We start from the raw sequence: 16,789 nt of genomic DNA on the forward strand, positions 1-16,789 counted from the left end.
CATCATGGACTGATTATACAATATTAAAATCAAATTCCCAATCCCATTCGTTTTCATGTGTCACAATTGTTATATAGATGAAGCGTTTTTTTCACAAACAGGACTTTTAATATAGATAGACAGTTCCCTTGACATTCTCCTTACAAAATCCAATTAATCTTAGTTCTGGCTGTACAATAAAGTGTCTGGGAGGAAAATGAATGCTGAAATGTTGGGGGATACATACGAAAAAGCCGGTAGCTGCACTGGTAGCGACTATGATGTTAGCAGTTAGTGGTGGGACGGCGATGGCCGCCGAGAAAGACATGTCAATTAAAAATGTAATTATTCTTATTCCAGATGGTATGGCCAATGACGCCACTGCACTGGCTAGATGGTATAAAGGCTCTTCCTTAACGTTAGACAGCATGGCAAGCGGCATGGTGCGCACACATTCTGCCGATGCTCCGATTGCAGATTCTGCTCCGGCGGGAACTGCTTTTGCCACAGGACATAAATCACATACGGGTTATGTAGGCGTCCTTCCGGACGAAGCGACCATGCCTGATCAACAACCTATCGCAGCGGGCGACGCCAAGAAGCCTGTAGCCTCCATTCTCGAAGCCTCGAAGCTAGCAGGTAAGTCTACGGGAATCATTGCTACTTCGGAGATTATGCATGCCACTCCGGCTGATTTCACTGCCCATTATCCTGACCGTAAAAATTATGATGCACTCAGCATGCAGCAGGCCTTTAACGGTGTTGATGTTGTGCTGGGTGGTGGCGGTAAGTTCCTGGAAGCAGCCGAGCGTAAGGACGGGCAGGATTTGATCGCTCAAATCAAAGACCAGGGCTATGACTTTATCACAACACCTGAAGGGTTAAAAAATTCAACCTCCAGCAAGCTCTGGGGCAGCTTCGCTCCGGAAGCCCTTGCGTACGATCTGGATCGTGATGCATCGAAGGAACCTAGTCTGGCAGAGATGACAACGAAAGCTATTGATATATTGTCCAAAAACGACAAAGGCTTCTTTTTGATGGTCGAAGGCAGTAAAGTGGATTGGGCAGCGCATGCAAACGACCCAACGGGTATTATCAGTGATGTGCTTTCATTTGACGATGCGGTGAAGGTCGCTTTGGACTACGCCAAGCAGAACCAAAATACGGTTGTTGTAGCGGTCACAGATCACGGAAACGGTGGATTGACGATTGGCAGTAGTAATACCACAAGCAATTACGACAAAACGCCGTTAGCTTCTTTTATAGATCCACTCAAAAAAGCGAAGCTGACGGGCGAAGGATTGGAAGCCAAGCTGAATGCAGATCGCAGCAACATTAAAGATGTGTTGTCGACATATTTTGGCATTACGGATTTGACGGATGAAGAAGTGAAAACGATCAAAGAAGCCAAAGAGGGCAGCATGAATTATGCTGTTGGACCGATCATTAGTAAGCGTGCGAATATCGGCTGGACGACAGGGGGGCATACAGGTGGTGATGTCGTATTGTACACGTATGCGCCAAATGGAGATCGTCCATCCGGTGTAATCGACAACACGGATGTCAATAAATACATGACACGTGTCCTCGGACTGAATTTGGATACGGTGAGCAAGCAGTTGTTTGTCCCTGCAAAAACGGCTTTTGAAGCTAAAGGAGCCAAATTTACGGCGGATACGAAGGTCATTACCGTAACTAAGGGCAGCAACAAGCTGGAGCTTCCGGTATACAAAAACATCGCTACGCTAAATGGCAAAAATTCCATGCTCAACGGTGTAGTCGTGTTTAACGGCGTTGATTATTTTGTACCACAGCAGGCGATTGATTTGATTCAATAAAATAAACTGAACGATCAATAGAGCTGTTTCTTCCCTAAAAGGAGGAGGCAGCTTTTTTGCGCCGGTTTTTATGCTGCTTTTTGTGCTTGGGTAATTATGTATTTTTTGAGGCAGAGAGCGGAGATGAAATTTAGTGAATGGGATATTTTGTGAAACTAATCACGTTATATCTCCGCTGATATTGCTAGAATTATAAATGTACGATACAAGCTGCTGACGAAGTGAAGTCCGGATGGACGAGGGAAGAAGGGATGAGTCACGGACGAATTATTACTGCGTCTGGCTGACGGCAAGGAATGGACGCATACGGAAATGACAAGGCTGCTGGCACGTCTGGATGAAGATCCAATCGTGCGGGCCCAATTACGGGAGCTGGCAGCTCGCACAAAAATGGAGCGTTATGGCAAGGGTGTTTTTTTACGGGGATTAATTGAATTCTCCAGTATATGTCGTCAGGATTGCATGTACTGTGGGTTGCGTGCTTCCAACAAACAGGCAGATCGCTACCGATTGAAGCCAGAAGAAATTCTGGCCTGCTGTGCGGAGGGATATGAACTGGGCTATCGGACGTTTGTACTGCAAAGCGGTGAAGATACCTGGTTTACGACGGCCCGACTGACGAAACTGATTCGGGAAATTAAAAGCCGTTTTGCAGATGTGGCGGTTACACTGTCCATTGGTGAACGGGATGATGAAACGTATGAGCTATTATACGAAGCGGGGGCAGACCGTTTTTTGCTGCGTCATGAAACAGCTTCACCTCGTTTGTACGCCAAGCTGCATCCAACAATGACGATAGAAAGCAGGCGCAATCGTCTACTGGCACTGCAACGAATCGGTTTTCAGATCGGGGCCGGATGTATGGTGGGACTACCGGGACAAACCAACAGTGAGTTGGCAGACGATTTGGTCTATTTGCATAGTCTGAGTCCGGATATGATTGGGATTGGCCCTTTTTTACCTCATAGCAACACGCCGCTCAGGGATGCCAGTCAGGGGAGTATGGAAAAGGCGTTGGATATGATTTCGTTGTCCCGATTGGTCGTTCCGGATGCGCTCATTCCGGCATCTACGGCGATGGGGACCATTCACCCCCAAGGCAGAGAAAAGGCGCTTCAGGCAGGGGCGAATGTGGTTATGCCCAACTTGTCCCCGCTGGCGGTGAGGCCCAAGTATGCAATTTATGAAAATAAAATATGTTTGGGCGATGAGTCTGCCCAATGCCGACATTGCCTGGAGCTGCGAATCCGTGGGGCCGGGTTTGAGGTGGACATGGGACGGGGCGACAGCTTAAAGGCTCAGCGACAGTTCATGAGACAGTAAACCTAGAGAGGCTATGACGACAACAATTGCAGTAACCATAAATAAGGAGATGGGTATACGTGAGTGGAGTACGGGAGAAAGTGTCGGCGGATTTTATTAATGAAGCAGAAATTATGGCGGCAGTGGAGCAGGGAAAGCAAGAGGCAACGGATCGAAATCGGGTTTTGGAAATTCTGGAAAAAGGCAGAGCCTGCCGGGGACTGAGTGCAAGTGAAGCGGCGGCTCTTTTGCATGTGAATGACCCCGAACTGCTGGAGGAGATGTTTAGATCATCACGTGCGGTGAAAGAGCAGATTTATGGCAACCGGATTGTGCTGTTCGCTCCTCTATATGTAAGCAACTACTGCGTTAATAACTGCGAATACTGCGGCTACAAGCATACCAATGACAGCTTTACCCGCAGTCGCCTGACACCGGAGGAACTGATCGAGGAGGTTAGGGTGCTTCAGGAAATGGGTCACAAACGGCTTGCACTGGAAGCGGGGGAGGACCCTGTCAATTGTACTATTGATTATATTGTCGATTGTCTACGTCAGATCTACGATATAAAGGTGGACAACGGGAGCATCCGGCGGGTTAATGTTAATATCGCTGCAACGACGGAGGAGGATTACCGGAAGCTTGTGGAGGTTGGGATCGGTACGTATATTTTGTTCCAGGAAACGTATCATCGCGAAAGCTATCGCAAATATCATCTTCAAGGACCAAAAAGGGACTATGATTGGCATACCACAGCAATGGACCGAGCCATGCGTGCAGGCATAGATGATGTGGGGATCGGTGTGTTATACGGTCTGTACGATTTCCGCTATGAAACCGTAGCGATGCTTAAGCATGCTGAGCACCTGGAAGAAGTGTTTGGCTGCGGCCCTCACACCGTTTCTGTTCCTCGACTTCGTCCGGCTGAAAATGTGGACCCGGAACGCTATCCGTATTTGGTGAGTGACGAGGATTTTATGAAAATTGTAGCGGTTCTTCGGCTGGCTGTACCTTATGCGGGAATGATCCTGTCTACGCGCGAGGAGTCGGAATTCAGGGATCGTGTCATTGGTTTGGGTGTATCGCAAATCAGTGCTGGTTCTGCTACCGGTGTAGGGGCATATGCAAGACAAGAGACGAATGATAAGCCTCAGTTCGAGGTCGGGGATCATCGCTCGCCGATGGAAATTATCAAAAGTCTGTGCCGTGGCGGATATATGCCAAGCTACTGTACAGCTTGTTACCGTGAGGGACGGACCGGAGATCGCTTCATGGAGCTCGCCAAATCCGGACAAATTCACAATGTGTGCCAGCCGAATTCGCTACTGACCTTTCAAGAATATCTGCTGGATTATGGGGATGAAGAGGCGCGTGAATTGGGAGCTGCCGCCCTGCGAGAGAATCTGGAGCGTATACCACGTGAATCGACACGCCGTTTGACGCTTGACAGACTGGAACGTCTGGAAGCAGGCGAGCGCGATTTGTATTTCTAGTAATTTATATTTTTTTGGAAATTAATAAGTATAAGTGGAAAATAAAAAGCAGTCGCGTTGGAACCAGCGCGGCTGCTTTTGTGTGTCTGGAGAAATAAAAAAATATTAATGATGAGATCCTTAGGAATAACTGCTGGCCTCAACAGCTTGTTCCCATGCCAGCATAGCAGATGGAAAACATTCAATAGCACGGGGAAAGACCCCCTGTACATAAGCGATAAAAATACCGTAGTTCACAATCGGAACCCCTGCGGCTTTCGTTTCCGACATTCGATGAAGCATTGTACGCCGATTGAGCATGCAGGCACCGCAATGAATAACCAGTGCATACTCGCTCAGATCGTCAGGAAAGCTGGAGCCGGATGCATGCTCGATAATGAGGCGTTTGCCTATGGTTTGACGGAGCCAGCGGGGAATTTTCACTCGACCGATATCGTCAGATTGGCACTGGTGCGTGCAGGCCTCGGCTATGAGTACGCGGTCTCCATCCTTGAGACGATCAATGGCTCTTGCGCCTCTCACCAGCTCGTCAAGATCGCCCTTATGACGGGCAAACAGGATGGAAAAGGAGGTAAGGGGCACATCCTTGGGCGTGTCTGCCGCTACCTTCATAAAAACCTGCGAATCGGTAATGACCAAGCGAGGCTTACTTCCCAGTCGCTCTAACGTCAACCGTAATTCATGCTCTTTGGTCACTACTGCGATAGCATCGCTCTCCAGCGTATCGCGGATTGTCTGCTGCTGCGGCAGGATCAATCGGCCCTTCGGTGCAGCTTTGTCGATAGGAACGACCAGCACGACAACATCGCCGGGTGACAGCAGATCACCGACAATGCGAAAACGATCCTCGTTTTGGGGGAGGGTACCAGTGATAGCCTTTTTCAGTTCCGCGTCTCCCCAGCGCATAGAGGCACTGAAAGGAATCAACGTGAGATCCAGTTCAGCCTGCAGCGTTGTGATCATTTGTTCTGATTCAGGAAGGGTATCGACTTTGTTTAATACCGCAATGATAGGAATTTTTTTGGTGCGGAGCTTTTCGAGCAGCTCGTGCTCGAAGGGTCCGACTCCCACAGTAGCGTCGATAACCAGCAGTGCCAAATCGGTACTGTTTAGTATTTGTAGTGTTTTGTCACGGCGCAGTGTCCCGATCTCACCCTCATCGTCCAGTCCGGCGGTATCCACCAGAACGATGGGACCCACAGGGAGTATCTCCATCGGCTTAAAAACCGGGTCCGTTGTCGTTCCTCCTACAGGAGATACCACAGCGGCGGGCTGACCGGTCAGGGTGTTCAGAATACTGGATTTGCCCGCATTGCGGCGACCGAGCAGGGCGATATGTGGTCGGTTGCTACGCGGGGTATCATTCATTCCCATGGTGAGTTCCTTCTTCCTGCCCCGGAATTCCGGGCTTGGTTACTGTATAGGGATGGCACAATTGCTCAATCCGTGAGCGTGTCAGTAGACCGCGCTCCTCTGCAATATCCTCTGGTGTGCGACCCTGTGCAATAGCTGCTGATGCAATGGAGGCAGCTTCATCGTAGCCAAGCTCCGCGACCAGCGCGGAAGCCATCACAGCTGAGTTGCGCAGATTTGCAGAGCAGCGTTCCTCATGTACGACCAGGCCGCGCACACACCGTTCCGTGAACAGTTGAACGGCATTGCTGAGAATATGCAGCGATTCCAGCAGTGATTCGGAAATCAGCGGCAGGAACGCGTTCAACTCCAGCTGTCCGGAGGCAGCCGCCATCGTTATAGCCGCATCCTCCGCCATCACGCGCATTGCTGTCAATCCGGCCATTTCAGCCATGACCGGATTGACTTTGCCCGGCATAATAGAGGAGCCAGCCTGGACCGGAGGCAGCGTGTATTCCCCGATACCACCGAAAGGACCAGAGGCCAGCAGGCGAAAATCGCCAGATATTTTGAGCAGGTTCACGGCGGCGGATTTGAGTAGACCCGATACCTCCACGAAGACATCCATATTCTGAATCGGGTCCATGGGGTGGTCGCTGCGACATAGTCCCAACCCAGTCTCGTCCGCCAGCTTTTCGACCATCCGGTAGCTGTAAGCGCGAGGCGCATTCATGCCTGTGCCAATTGCCGTGCCGCCAATAGGGATTTCTCGCAGCCGTTCTTCGGCTTTGTAGAGCCGCCAGCGGTCACGTGCTATGGCCTTAGCGTAGGCACCGAAGCCTTGCCCGGCCATCATGGGCAGGGCATCCATCAGCTGTGTGCGACCCAGTTTGAGCAGGTCGGCATATTCCATTTCTTTATGCTGTAAAGCCTCCTGTAAAGAAGACATGGCGTCACATAAAGGCCGAAGCAGCCGTATCGCTGCAATTCGAAGCGCTGTAGGATAGACATCATTCGTAGACTGGCAGCAGTTGACATCATCCAGTGGATGTACAAGTTCGTACTGTCCGGGCTGGCCCCCAAGCTGTACGATGGCCAGATTAGCAATGACTTCATTCACATTCATATGGGTACTAGTGCCTGCGCCGCCTTGCAGGGCATCGACAGTGAACATATTTTGGTACCGTCTGGCGAGTAATTCGTCGCAGGCATTGATAATGGCAGCAGCACGGTGGGCAGGAAGTCGTTTCTGCTCACCGTTCACTTGAGCGGCTGCTTTTTTTACCAACACAAGAGCTTGAATCAGTTGTTGGTTCACGGGCCTGCCACTGACTGCAAAATTGTTCATCGCGCGTGCAGTGTGAATACCATAAAAGGCATCCGCAGGAATTTCCATGTCTCCTAGCGCATCCCGTTCGGTACGCGTATCTTTGGCCAGAGGAGAAGATGGGTTCATAGACCCGTCGCCGGAATGCGCGTCATATGCAGCAGCTGACGTGCACTTGCAGCGCGTTTTTCCTCAACCCGGGCATGAACCAGATCTGGCTCGACCAGCTTGAGGGCTTGTGTTGGACATTTTCCAATGCAGGCCGGGCCGCCGTCCACACCTTCGCACAGATCACATTTGCTGGCAATCATGCGTTCTTTGGGTTGCAAACGGCCTGACATATTGGTGTACAGTCCGTCTTGTACAACAGGCTGCCCGTCTTTATATTGGGGTACCATGGTAATTGCGCCGTAAGGGCAGGCAATCATACAGGTTTTACAGCCAATGCAGCTTTCGCTGTTAATGAGAATACAGCCGTCTGCGTTCGTAATAGAGCCGTTCGGACAAGCATTAGCGCAGGGGGCATCCTCACAGTGACGGCACTGAACCGGTGCGGTGACTCCAAATGATTTGATGACCTTAAGACGAGGGTGAAAATGAAACTCGTCATCCGGCGAGATAAAAGGGTTATCCGTTGAATGTGCGATGACACATGCGATTTCACAGGTACGACAGCCGATACATTGATCGGGATCAGCTAAAACAAAACGATTCATACAACTCGACTCCTCTCTAACTAACGACAAAATATAATTTCTACTGACTAACCTTATGTGTTTAACGTACTAATGAAGGGAGTAATCGTTATTCCCATTGGTGGAAACATCACGGCTGCGGCTCTGCTTGCCGGGTCCGCGTTTGTGAAAGGTCGTGTGCAGCAGATGATGCGATACATGACCTAGCGGCTCACCCAGAAATTCATCGTAAAGCTTGATGATAAAAGGATTCTCATGCGATTTGCGTACCTGAGATGCAGCGTCATGTCCATAGATGGACGATTTACGCGCACGATAAGCCTCAATTTTTTGTTTTTCTAACATGAGCTTGGGTTGCCCACCTCCACTGATACATCCAGCAGGACAGCCCATTACCTCAATAAAATGATAATCACATTCGCCCGCCTGTACACGATCCAGCAGCTGATAGGCATGTTGCAGCCCGGCGACGACCGCCACCTTGAGCTTCAGCTCTCCCACCTGAACCTCGGCTACTCGAATGCCTTCTTCGCCACGCACAAAATCCAGCTGAAGCTTTGGCAGCTTCTCATTCGTCAGCAGCTCGTAGCCTGTACGGATGGCAGCCTCCATTACCCCTCCAGTCACACCAAAAATAGTACCCGCTCCTGAATATTGTCCTAACGGTGAATCGAATTCTTCATCGGGCAGGCTCATAAAATCAATTCCGGACTGCTTGATCCAGTGTGCAAGCTCACGCGTTGTCAGTACCTCGTCCACATCACGGTAACCGTCGGATTCCATTTCGGGACGATCGCATTCAAATTGTTTACAGGTACATGGCATGATCGCAACGCTGTAAATATTCGCAGGCTCCACCTTATCCAGCTGCGCACCATAAGTTTTGACTAGTGCTCCCACCATTTGCATTGGTGATTTGCAACTGGATAGATGGTCCAGCAGATCGGGATATTCTATCTCTGCAAAACGCACCCATGCTGGACAGCAGGATGTGAACATCGGTAACGGTCCGCCCTCGGTCACGCGGCGAATCAGCTCGGTGCCTTCCTCCATGATGGTTACATCAGCTCCAAAGTTCGTATCATATACCCGATCGAAGCCAAGGCGGCGCAGGGCTGCGGCCATTTTGCCTGGCGTCAGCGTACCGAACGGCATACCAAATTCCTCCGCAAGCGACACACGAATAGCCGGAGCACATTGGACGATACGAAGCTGTCCTGGTTTCTTCATCATGTCAGTTACCTTATTCAGGCTATAGCTATAATAGGCAGCGAACAGCGGTTCGCCGATGTCGGCAGGCATATCGCGTTCACGCATACGTTCCTGCCGTCTGATGGCGGCTTCCTGTGGGGATGCATCGGCCCAATCTGATGCGTATACACTGCATATTTGTACACATTGACCGCAAAAAACACAGCGGTCTGCGTTCACAGTTTGTGGTTCTCCCGGCAGCCCCTCTATGGCACCTACCGGACAAACTCCCGCGCAGCGTCTGCATCCAGTGCACAACGTAGGGTCGATATGAATGACAGGGTCTGTATGATCAGTCGCCTCCATACAAGGAGGCGAAGAGATCTTGTCTGTTGTAGTTGACATATTTTTCTACCTTTCTGCGGCTGATTTTGACCTTACAGGCGCGGGAAAAAGACTTCCTTACGACGCTCTGGAGGCGAGTCGACTATGCCTTTGGCCAGCCGTAGCACATGATTCGGACACGCCTCTACACAGGCAGGCTGTCCGTCTGCAGTTTCTGCGCACAAATCGCATTTGCTTGCCGCAGTACGGGGAAGGGCAGCTCGATTTGCACGGTGAGTCAAACCGGACTGCGTCACGACGTGCCCGGCCCGATAGACTGGAGACACCTCAATGGCCCCGAAGGGGCAGGCCAAAACACAGGAGGTGCAGCCTATGCACCGTTCCTCATCAATCATGACCACGCCGTCCTCCTGACGAATAGCCTGCACCGGACAGGCATGTGCGCAGGGGGCATTTTCACAATGCCGACATTGCACCGGCACATACGTATCCCCGGCGCGCACAACATACACCTTGGGGACGACAGGTACGCTGACGGTTCCGACCGAGGCGCCAATGCCGTTAGTCTGACTGTGAACGGCGAAGCACGCCAGTTCACAGGCTTTGCAGCCAATACATTGCCCACCGTCTGCGACTACGAAGGAGGAGGCAACAGCACTTGTTCTATCTGCTGCTCCCATTCTACTCAACGGACGATGTAGCGTGTCCTGCGCGCCGCTCATCTCGTCACCTTATCAGCCAAAACAGCTTCATGGACGTTCATCTGTCTACGAATCCGTTGGTATGATTCATGTACATCACGTTCGGCCTGGGCTTGGTCGGCAATCCGTTCCAGCCGTATGGCACAGTATTTTAATTCCGGGGTTTTGGATACCGGATCGAGAAAATCAGCGGTCAGCTCATTACATGCTCCAACCCACCAGTGATAAGTCATGTAGGTCGCACCTTTTTTTACACGATCACTGATTTGTGCCCGTGCCATAATGCGTCCCCGACGGGAGGATATGGCAACAATTTCGCCATCCAGAATGTTCAGATCTGCTCCGTCTTCCGGGCTAATCTGAATAAAGCCAGGTTCATCAGACAGCTGGCGTAGCGCACGGCAATTGCCAGTCATGGTACGCACGGAGTAATGGCCTACCTCACGGACTGTAGACAAGACAAGCGGGTACTTTGCATCCGGTTGTTCTTGTGGCGGGCGCCATTCGCAGGCGAATAATCGGCCTTTACCACTAGGCGTGGAAAATTGATTGCCTTTGTACAAATACGGTGTGCCTGGATGGTCCTCTGTAGGGCAGGGCCATTGCACGCCGCCTTGTTCCTCCATTTTTTGGTAGCTGGCACCAGCGAATAATGGGCAGAGGCTCCGCATTTCATCCCAAATTTCCTCAGTGTTTGCATAGGACATAGGGTAGCCCATGGCGGTAGCAACTTCGCTAATAATGGCCCAGTCCGGTTTTACATCACCCTGCGGCTCAACGGCCTTACGGATGCGCTGAAAACCCCGGTCTGCCGAAGAATATACACCGTCATGCTCGCCCCAGGAGGTAGAAGGGAGGATGACATCGGCGTGCAGCGCCGTTTTGTTCATGAAAATATCCTGCACCACGACAAATTCCAATTGGTCTAGCGCTTCACGTAACTCGGCAGCGTTCGGATCACTTTGTACAGGGTCCTCGCCGAAAATATAATAAGCTTTCAGCTTGTTCTCCTTCAGGATGAGGTGCGGCACCTCCGTAAGTGGATATCCTTTTTTACGCGGCAGCTCAACACCCCATGCTTTTTCAAACTTTTTGCGAGCCGCGTTGTCCGTTACATCCTGATAGCCAGGATACACATTCGGCAATGCGCCCATGTCGCAGGAGCCCTGAACATTGTTTTGTCCCCGTACAGGTCCAATACCTACATTCGGCTTGCCCAGATTTCCGGTCAACAGCGCAAGGGAAGCGAGCCCCTTCACCACGTCAACGGCCTGTGAAAATTGACATACGCCCATACCATACAGAATGGTAGCGGTAGGGGCCTTTGCATATTCCCTCATAGCTGCCCGAATGTCAGCCGCCTTGACCCCCGTAATGCCTTCTGCATATTCGGGCGTATATTTTTTAATGCTTTCTACATATTCGGCGAAGCCTTCTGTATTTGCTTCCACATATCGTTTGTCGTACAGTCCTTCATGCACTAGCACATGACCAAAGGCATTCACCAAAGCCATGTTCGAACCGCCTTTTAGAGGTAGCCACATATCTGAAATGCGTCCAGTTTCAGTCATGCGCGGATCGCATACAATAATTTTGGCACCTCTTTGCTTGGCAGCTACAATGCGTCTTGCGACGATCGGATGCGTTTCGGGTGCATTATATCCAAACACGAAAATAAGATCAGAATGTTCAATTTCAGGAATAGAGTTGGACATAGCCCCATCCCCGAGTGAGTAGGTCAAACCTGCCACAGAAGGGCCGTGGCAGACACGGGCGCAATGGTCAATATTGTTTGTACCAATGACCGCCCGCATGAACTTTTGCATAACATAATTCGCTTCGTTTCCTGGACCGCGTGCAGAGCCCGTCCCCATAATGGAGTCAGGTCCGTATTTTTCCTTAATTGCGGACAGCCGTTCGGCAGTATATTGAATGGCTTCCTCCCACTCCACTTCCTCCATGACTCCATTTTTGCGAATCATGGGCTTGCGCAAGCGTGCAGTCAGAATCTGCGGATCATTCAGAAAATCCCATCCATAGTGTCCTTTCAGACACAGTGTGCCTTCATTTGTACGACCATTAGCCGGCTCTGCGCCAATTACCTGTCCCTTGTCTACCAGCAAATTAATCTGGCAACCGCTTCCGCAGTAGGGACATACTGTTAATACCTTGTCTGCCATGTGTGCAGCACCTCTTTTTATATGAAATAGATGAAACTCGTAACATGAAAAAAAGCCAATACAAAAATGCCGCTTTACGCTGCATCCTGTACTGGCTTATCCGCGAGCGAGGAGACAAGCTCCTTCCCGCTAATCCAACCGGTGTATGTGTTGTAGTTCAAGAGTAATGATAATATGTCCGTCTCCATGGACGGAGGGGCAGACCTCCCAGCTGTAAGTGAAGGGACTGCCGAGTGTTTTTTCCGCTTCGCTCATAAACTCCTTTTCCAGATAGGGACGAAGGACGCTCCAATATTCCCTGACCTTGTCCTCGGCCCCTTCATGAACCAGAATTTCAGACAGATTGGACAAGGTACCTCGAATTTCTACCGTAATCCGGAGCGGCGAATCCAGTGAAACCTTGACGTTATCCGGACCTTTTCCCCGGTAATGCTTAACAATGCATACGGCTAGCTTCCTTATGCGCTCACGGTATTCCCATTCGGTATTCAACATCTGGACACTCCGCTTCGAATCAAAATAAAGGCGTGCTTGCCGCGCATGCCAGACAGCCTGTGTAGCTGGTTTAGGGCAGGACGTAACCGTTCCGACCAAAGTGGTCTGCCCAGCACGGCGTATCACCCCTCTATGGTAGAACAGGTTGACCCGGAAAGATGTGAAATTCATTACACCTAACCAAAATTTTACATAGTTTAGATTGTAGATAGGTATGCTGGGGATTTAGTGAAAACTCACTGCTAAAGAAGGTCATTCTCATTCCTTATAGTTTATAAAGTATATGAACTCTAATAATCTTATTTCACTAAAAAATTTAGGTATCATGCCAAGATATACGCCATATCATTAACTAAATGTGTTGCTGCAGAGGAGGGATATGATTGGATGCATTTGTTGCCCGATCATTAGATGAGATACGATTCTGGTCGAGGATCATGAAGGAGCATTCATTTTTCTTGGGATTAGGCTTTAGAGCTGAAGATACTCAACTCATTCAAGAAGCCAATCAGTTTCAGGCTATTTTTGAGGGGATTGAGAGGAGATCACACGATTTTAATATCGATACAGACCCGCACACAATTAAAGAATTTAATACAGAGGTCCGGAATGCGGCGGCTAATATTTGGGCGTTTAAGAGAATGGTTTTGGGGCTTATATTGCAATGTAAACTACCTGGACAAACAAATTTCCCCTTATTGGTAGATCATATAAGCCGGGAAGCGAATTATTTCAGAAACCGTTTAGAGGAACTCAATTCGGGAAAGCTTGAACCACTGCCCGATGCTATTATTGATGAGAATATCTTTTTCTTAAAGATTATGGCCGATCACTCGAAATTTATAGGTCATTTGCTTGATCCGTCTGAGCGCAAACTGGTCGAACAAGCAAGGGAATTCAGTAATGATTTCGATACGCTGATGTTTCAAGCTATTGATTTAAGTTATATGCGGCCACAGTCGCAAACCGTTCCGCTCCTAAGTCAATTTGTTGATGAAAACCGTGTTTCTGTTAAATCCTTGCGTGATTTTAAGAAAACAGCGCGTGATTTAATCGACGAATGCCGAATAAAAAGCATTATCCATCCTTTATTGGCTGATCATGTATTTCGTGAAGCTGAGCGTTTCCTTTTTATTCTCGATATGTTTGATCAATCTTTATCAGGTGTTAAGGTAAATAAGAAAGAGATCATGCACTGATTTTCGTTGGTATTTTTGTACGAGAAAAATTGAACATCTACACTACCTCTTTCATAGCATGTAGCAGTTGATAAAGAGAGGTGGCTGCTGATGGAAATACCAATAACAGGTTTCGTTGTTCATTCCGACGATTCCGATTCCACTCATTCGCATAAGCTTTTTATTACTTCGTGGGACGGAAGACCAGTAAAAGTTCATGTTCATCCTTTTAAAGGCAATACTTCGTTTGATGTTGGACACTATCACCATTATGCTGGAGTAACACAACCAGCTCCAAGTGGCGTTCCGCATGTTCACCATTATTATGCAGAAACATCACTTAACGATCAACATACGCACATCATTAGAGGAACAACAGGACCAGCAATTCAATTGGCAGGTGGTGGGCATTACCACCATTTTGAAGGGTATACAACGGTAAACGGTAGAATCCCTCACGCCCATAGGTACGGTGGAAATACTGGAGATGAGGAAGGATAACGCTACCAATCCATTTGAAAGCTCATCCCCGTACAAATATGCCTTTGACTACTACTAATATAGTATTAAAAGTTTTCCTTGGAAGAGGTCGAGATATTTTTCTGGGCTTCTTTTTTATTGAGCTAAGAGGATAAGAGTGAACAATAGTTAGGATGCATCCTTATTGGTCCAAGTAAGTAGCAACATATGCTCTATGAGCATGAGCTGTTATCATCGTCTCTTTTTTTGTCACCGTAAGTAATTGGGTGAATACCCTATAACCAGGTAATGGAATATTCCGATGAGGCGGTGTTAAACCTGAAATGATGAATTATCAACTCTATGATCCAAACTTTATGTTGTTGAGAGCAAATAAATTAAAGTACTTAACGGTTGTGGGCTATGGCGGTACTATAGAAAAGTTTTCGCGTGTGTCAGTTAAGATTAGTGGAAAGTATTATATGAGAGCAGGCCAAGTTGATTAACTAATATAGCAAGAGTAGACGCGTAAAACGAACAAACTCCATTGCTTCATGCTTGGGAATACGAAGGCTTACGCGGCCATACATCGTTTTTAACAGTACGTATACGATAAGTGCAGAGAACAACTGTCCATACACCTCATTTTCGGTGGTTCCAAACAGCATTGGAATGTTCACAACGATGCCGTTTTTGAGAACTACTTTCCATTACCCGAAAAGGCGACTCTTTTTATCCTATTTTTGGTTAGTCAACAAGCCTGTCTTTTCTTCAAGATCTTCTATAAATTCCATTGCAATAAAATATCCAAAAAATAATGTTAAAATATCCTCGTATCGTTTTCCTGATCCTCTTGCTCTACTTAATATTATGTTTTGACTTTCTTGAATTTCCTTTTTATAGAATGAAAGAGAAAATGTAGTAGAATTGGAAGCGATCAAATCCATCATTAGAGTTGACAATTTTTTCTGAAACTCTTCAATCGGAAAGTCATTATTTTCTTTCGAATACAGTTGCATAGTTTCAGGCGGATTTTTAAATGAAAATTGATATTGAGTATTGAAAATACCTTCATTAGCTATTTTGTCAGCAATTAATTTACCAAAAACGATACCCGATGCGAATGCTTGCCCAGGGATTCTTCCTGTACCAAGATCACCATTAAATTGAGCTTTTCCAGTAACAAAAACACGATTCAAGTTTATAACCTCAGCATTAGCATTGATTTCGATTCCTCCTGAAGAATAGTGCATCGTTGGTGTAATTTTGATTCTTTTATTTTTAACTACATTAGGACTAAATCCATATTTTTTGAATTTTTCATTCAATAAGTTTTCATCAGCATGGCTCATATCCAAGTACATATCCTTTTTTTGTTTGATGCATTCTAGTTGAAATTTTAAAATCTCATCAATCATTTCGTGGTAATCATCTCGAGCAATTGCATCACAAATATACTCATCTTTTAATAATTGAACTCCTTCCTCATCTACTATTTTCCCTTGACTCAAAGATACAACTCCGCCCAATAAAATTTGCCTTCCGTTGTATATAGACCAAGGATGACACATTACTGTAGACATTCCTTTTAATTTTGCACCTATTTTTTTAGCTAAGATAAGCGTTTCACCAGTTGAACCTGGAGAATTATCATTGTAGCAAAATTGTCCCGCATATCCTCCCGTAGCTAATACCAAATAATTAGTATGTATTCTGATAAATTGATCTGATTGTGTGTCATAAAATAAGGCGATAACTCCATGATCAGACTTTTCCAAATGAATCAAAATTTTATTACACATCGGTTGCTCAATATGTTGTAACAAACAATTGATTAATTTCTTTCCCCCATGTGATTTAATCAAACATTCAGGCATGATACCAAAGGATGTTTTCTCATAAGGAATTCCTAATTCTTCAAAAAAATTTATAATTATGTTGGAATTTCTATATAGTGTTTCAATAACTGATCGATCTGCTCCACATTTATCAATAGTAAGATTAATAATATTATTAATTTCATTCTCTGATGGAACACGCGTATTTGCGGCTGAAAGAAAGGAGTTGCTTTGTTTGGGAGCATTCTTTTTTGTTGTAATCGTGTACTTAATATTGTTTTTTGACAAATAATAAGCAACAGTAAGCCCTGAGATACCCGTACCGACAATCAAAATTGGAGTGTAGTGTTCAACGGATATTGCAATTCGTTTCATCATTCTATCTCCTTTTTTAGGATGCGAATATTATCTTCGG

Annotated in this window: 14 protein-coding genes; 5 read left to right on the plus strand and 9 right to left on the minus strand. The window is 47.4% G+C overall.

The genetic code is table 11. The annotated features are described in order from the left end of the window. Positions 1-200 precede the first annotated feature (200 nt). From LCF57_RS01500 to hydG, 3 genes are all read left to right on the plus strand, one after another. Positions 201-1,817 carry an alkaline phosphatase gene (locus tag LCF57_RS01500; protein WP_225999135.1) on the plus strand — a complete coding sequence of 539 codons (1,617 nt, stop codon included), beginning with the start codon at positions 201-203 and terminating at the stop codon, positions 1,815-1,817. A gap of 279 nt (positions 1,818-2,096) precedes the next feature. Then, positions 2,097-3,140 (plus strand): [FeFe] hydrogenase H-cluster radical SAM maturase HydE, encoded by a 1,044-nt coding sequence (gene hydE / locus LCF57_RS01505; RefSeq protein ID WP_225999181.1) that lies wholly within the window; start codon positions 2,097-2,099, stop codon positions 3,138-3,140. Positions 3,141-3,199: 59 nt separating this feature from the next. Continuing rightward, the gene (gene hydG, locus LCF57_RS01510; protein ID WP_225999136.1) at positions 3,200-4,612 is read left to right on the plus strand and encodes a [FeFe] hydrogenase H-cluster radical SAM maturase HydG; all 1,413 of its coding nucleotides are present in this window, start codon (positions 3,200-3,202) and stop codon (positions 4,610-4,612) included. A 120-nt stretch (positions 4,613-4,732) separates the two neighbouring features. On the opposite strand, the gene hydF is transcribed toward hydG, so the two are convergent. The 7 genes from hydF to LCF57_RS01545 all read right to left on the minus strand — a co-directional run bounded on the left by hydF (position 4,733) and on the right by LCF57_RS01545 (position 13,070). Beyond that, a complete protein-coding gene (gene hydF, locus LCF57_RS01515; RefSeq protein ID WP_225999137.1) occupies positions 4,733-5,986 on the minus strand; it encodes a [FeFe] hydrogenase H-cluster maturation GTPase HydF in 1,254 nt (417 codons plus the stop codon). Then, positions 5,973-7,421 carry an aspartate ammonia-lyase gene (locus LCF57_RS01520; protein ID WP_225999138.1) on the minus strand — a complete coding sequence of 483 codons (1,449 nt, stop codon included), beginning with the start codon at positions 7,419-7,421 and terminating at the stop codon, positions 5,973-5,975. The genes hydF and LCF57_RS01520 overlap by 14 nt, the downstream gene beginning before the upstream one ends. Continuing rightward, a complete protein-coding gene (locus LCF57_RS01525) occupies positions 7,418-8,008 on the minus strand; it encodes a 4Fe-4S dicluster domain-containing protein (protein WP_225999139.1) in 591 nt (196 codons plus the stop codon). The genes LCF57_RS01520 and LCF57_RS01525 overlap by 4 nt, the downstream gene beginning before the upstream one ends. Before the next feature lie 69 nt (positions 8,009-8,077). Further along, on the minus strand, positions 8,078-9,544 hold the full coding sequence (locus LCF57_RS01530; RefSeq protein WP_225999140.1) for a [FeFe] hydrogenase, group A: 1,467 nt from the start codon (positions 9,542-9,544) through the stop codon (positions 8,078-8,080). A gap of 71 nt (positions 9,545-9,615) precedes the next feature. Continuing rightward, positions 9,616-10,245: a 4Fe-4S dicluster domain-containing protein gene (locus tag LCF57_RS01535; RefSeq protein WP_318840569.1), complete on the minus strand. Its 630-nt coding sequence runs from the start codon at positions 10,243-10,245 to the stop codon at positions 9,616-9,618. Next, positions 10,242-12,404 (minus strand): formate dehydrogenase subunit alpha, encoded by a 2,163-nt coding sequence (fdhF, locus tag LCF57_RS01540; protein WP_225999141.1) that lies wholly within the window; start codon positions 12,402-12,404, stop codon positions 10,242-10,244. Before fdhF ends, LCF57_RS01535 begins: the two co-directional genes overlap by 4 nt. 129 nt (positions 12,405-12,533) lie before the next feature. Further along, positions 12,534-13,070 carry a hypothetical protein gene (locus tag LCF57_RS01545; protein WP_225999142.1) on the minus strand — a complete coding sequence of 179 codons (537 nt, stop codon included), beginning with the start codon at positions 13,068-13,070 and terminating at the stop codon, positions 12,534-12,536. Between the two features lie 212 nt (positions 13,071-13,282). On the opposite strand from LCF57_RS01545, the gene LCF57_RS01550 reads away from it, so the two are divergent. Both LCF57_RS01550 and LCF57_RS01555 read left to right on the plus strand, forming a co-directional pair. After that, entirely contained in the window at positions 13,283-14,098 is an 816-nt protein-coding gene (locus LCF57_RS01550) for a DUF2935 domain-containing protein (RefSeq protein WP_225999143.1), read from the plus strand. 90 nt (positions 14,099-14,188) lie between these two features. Then, positions 14,189-14,578 carry a YmaF family protein gene (locus LCF57_RS01555; RefSeq protein ID WP_225999144.1) on the plus strand — a complete coding sequence of 130 codons (390 nt, stop codon included), beginning with the start codon at positions 14,189-14,191 and terminating at the stop codon, positions 14,576-14,578. 464 nt (positions 14,579-15,042) lie between these two features. Here LCF57_RS01555 and LCF57_RS01560 read toward each other — a convergent pair whose 3' ends face one another. Both LCF57_RS01560 and LCF57_RS01565 read right to left on the minus strand, forming a co-directional pair. After that, complete coding sequence (locus LCF57_RS01560) at positions 15,043-15,204, minus strand: hypothetical protein (RefSeq protein WP_413232175.1); 162 nt, start codon at positions 15,202-15,204, stop codon at positions 15,043-15,045. A gap of 69 nt (positions 15,205-15,273) precedes the next feature. Further along, positions 15,274-16,749: an FAD-binding protein gene (locus tag LCF57_RS01565; RefSeq protein ID WP_225999145.1), complete on the minus strand. Its 1,476-nt coding sequence runs from the start codon at positions 16,747-16,749 to the stop codon at positions 15,274-15,276. Positions 16,750-16,789: the final 40 nt, after the last annotated feature.

Origin of the sequence: Paenibacillus sp. BJ-4, from assembly GCF_020404765.1 — a bacterium.
GTDB lineage: Bacteria > Bacillota > Bacilli > Paenibacillales > Paenibacillaceae > Paenibacillus.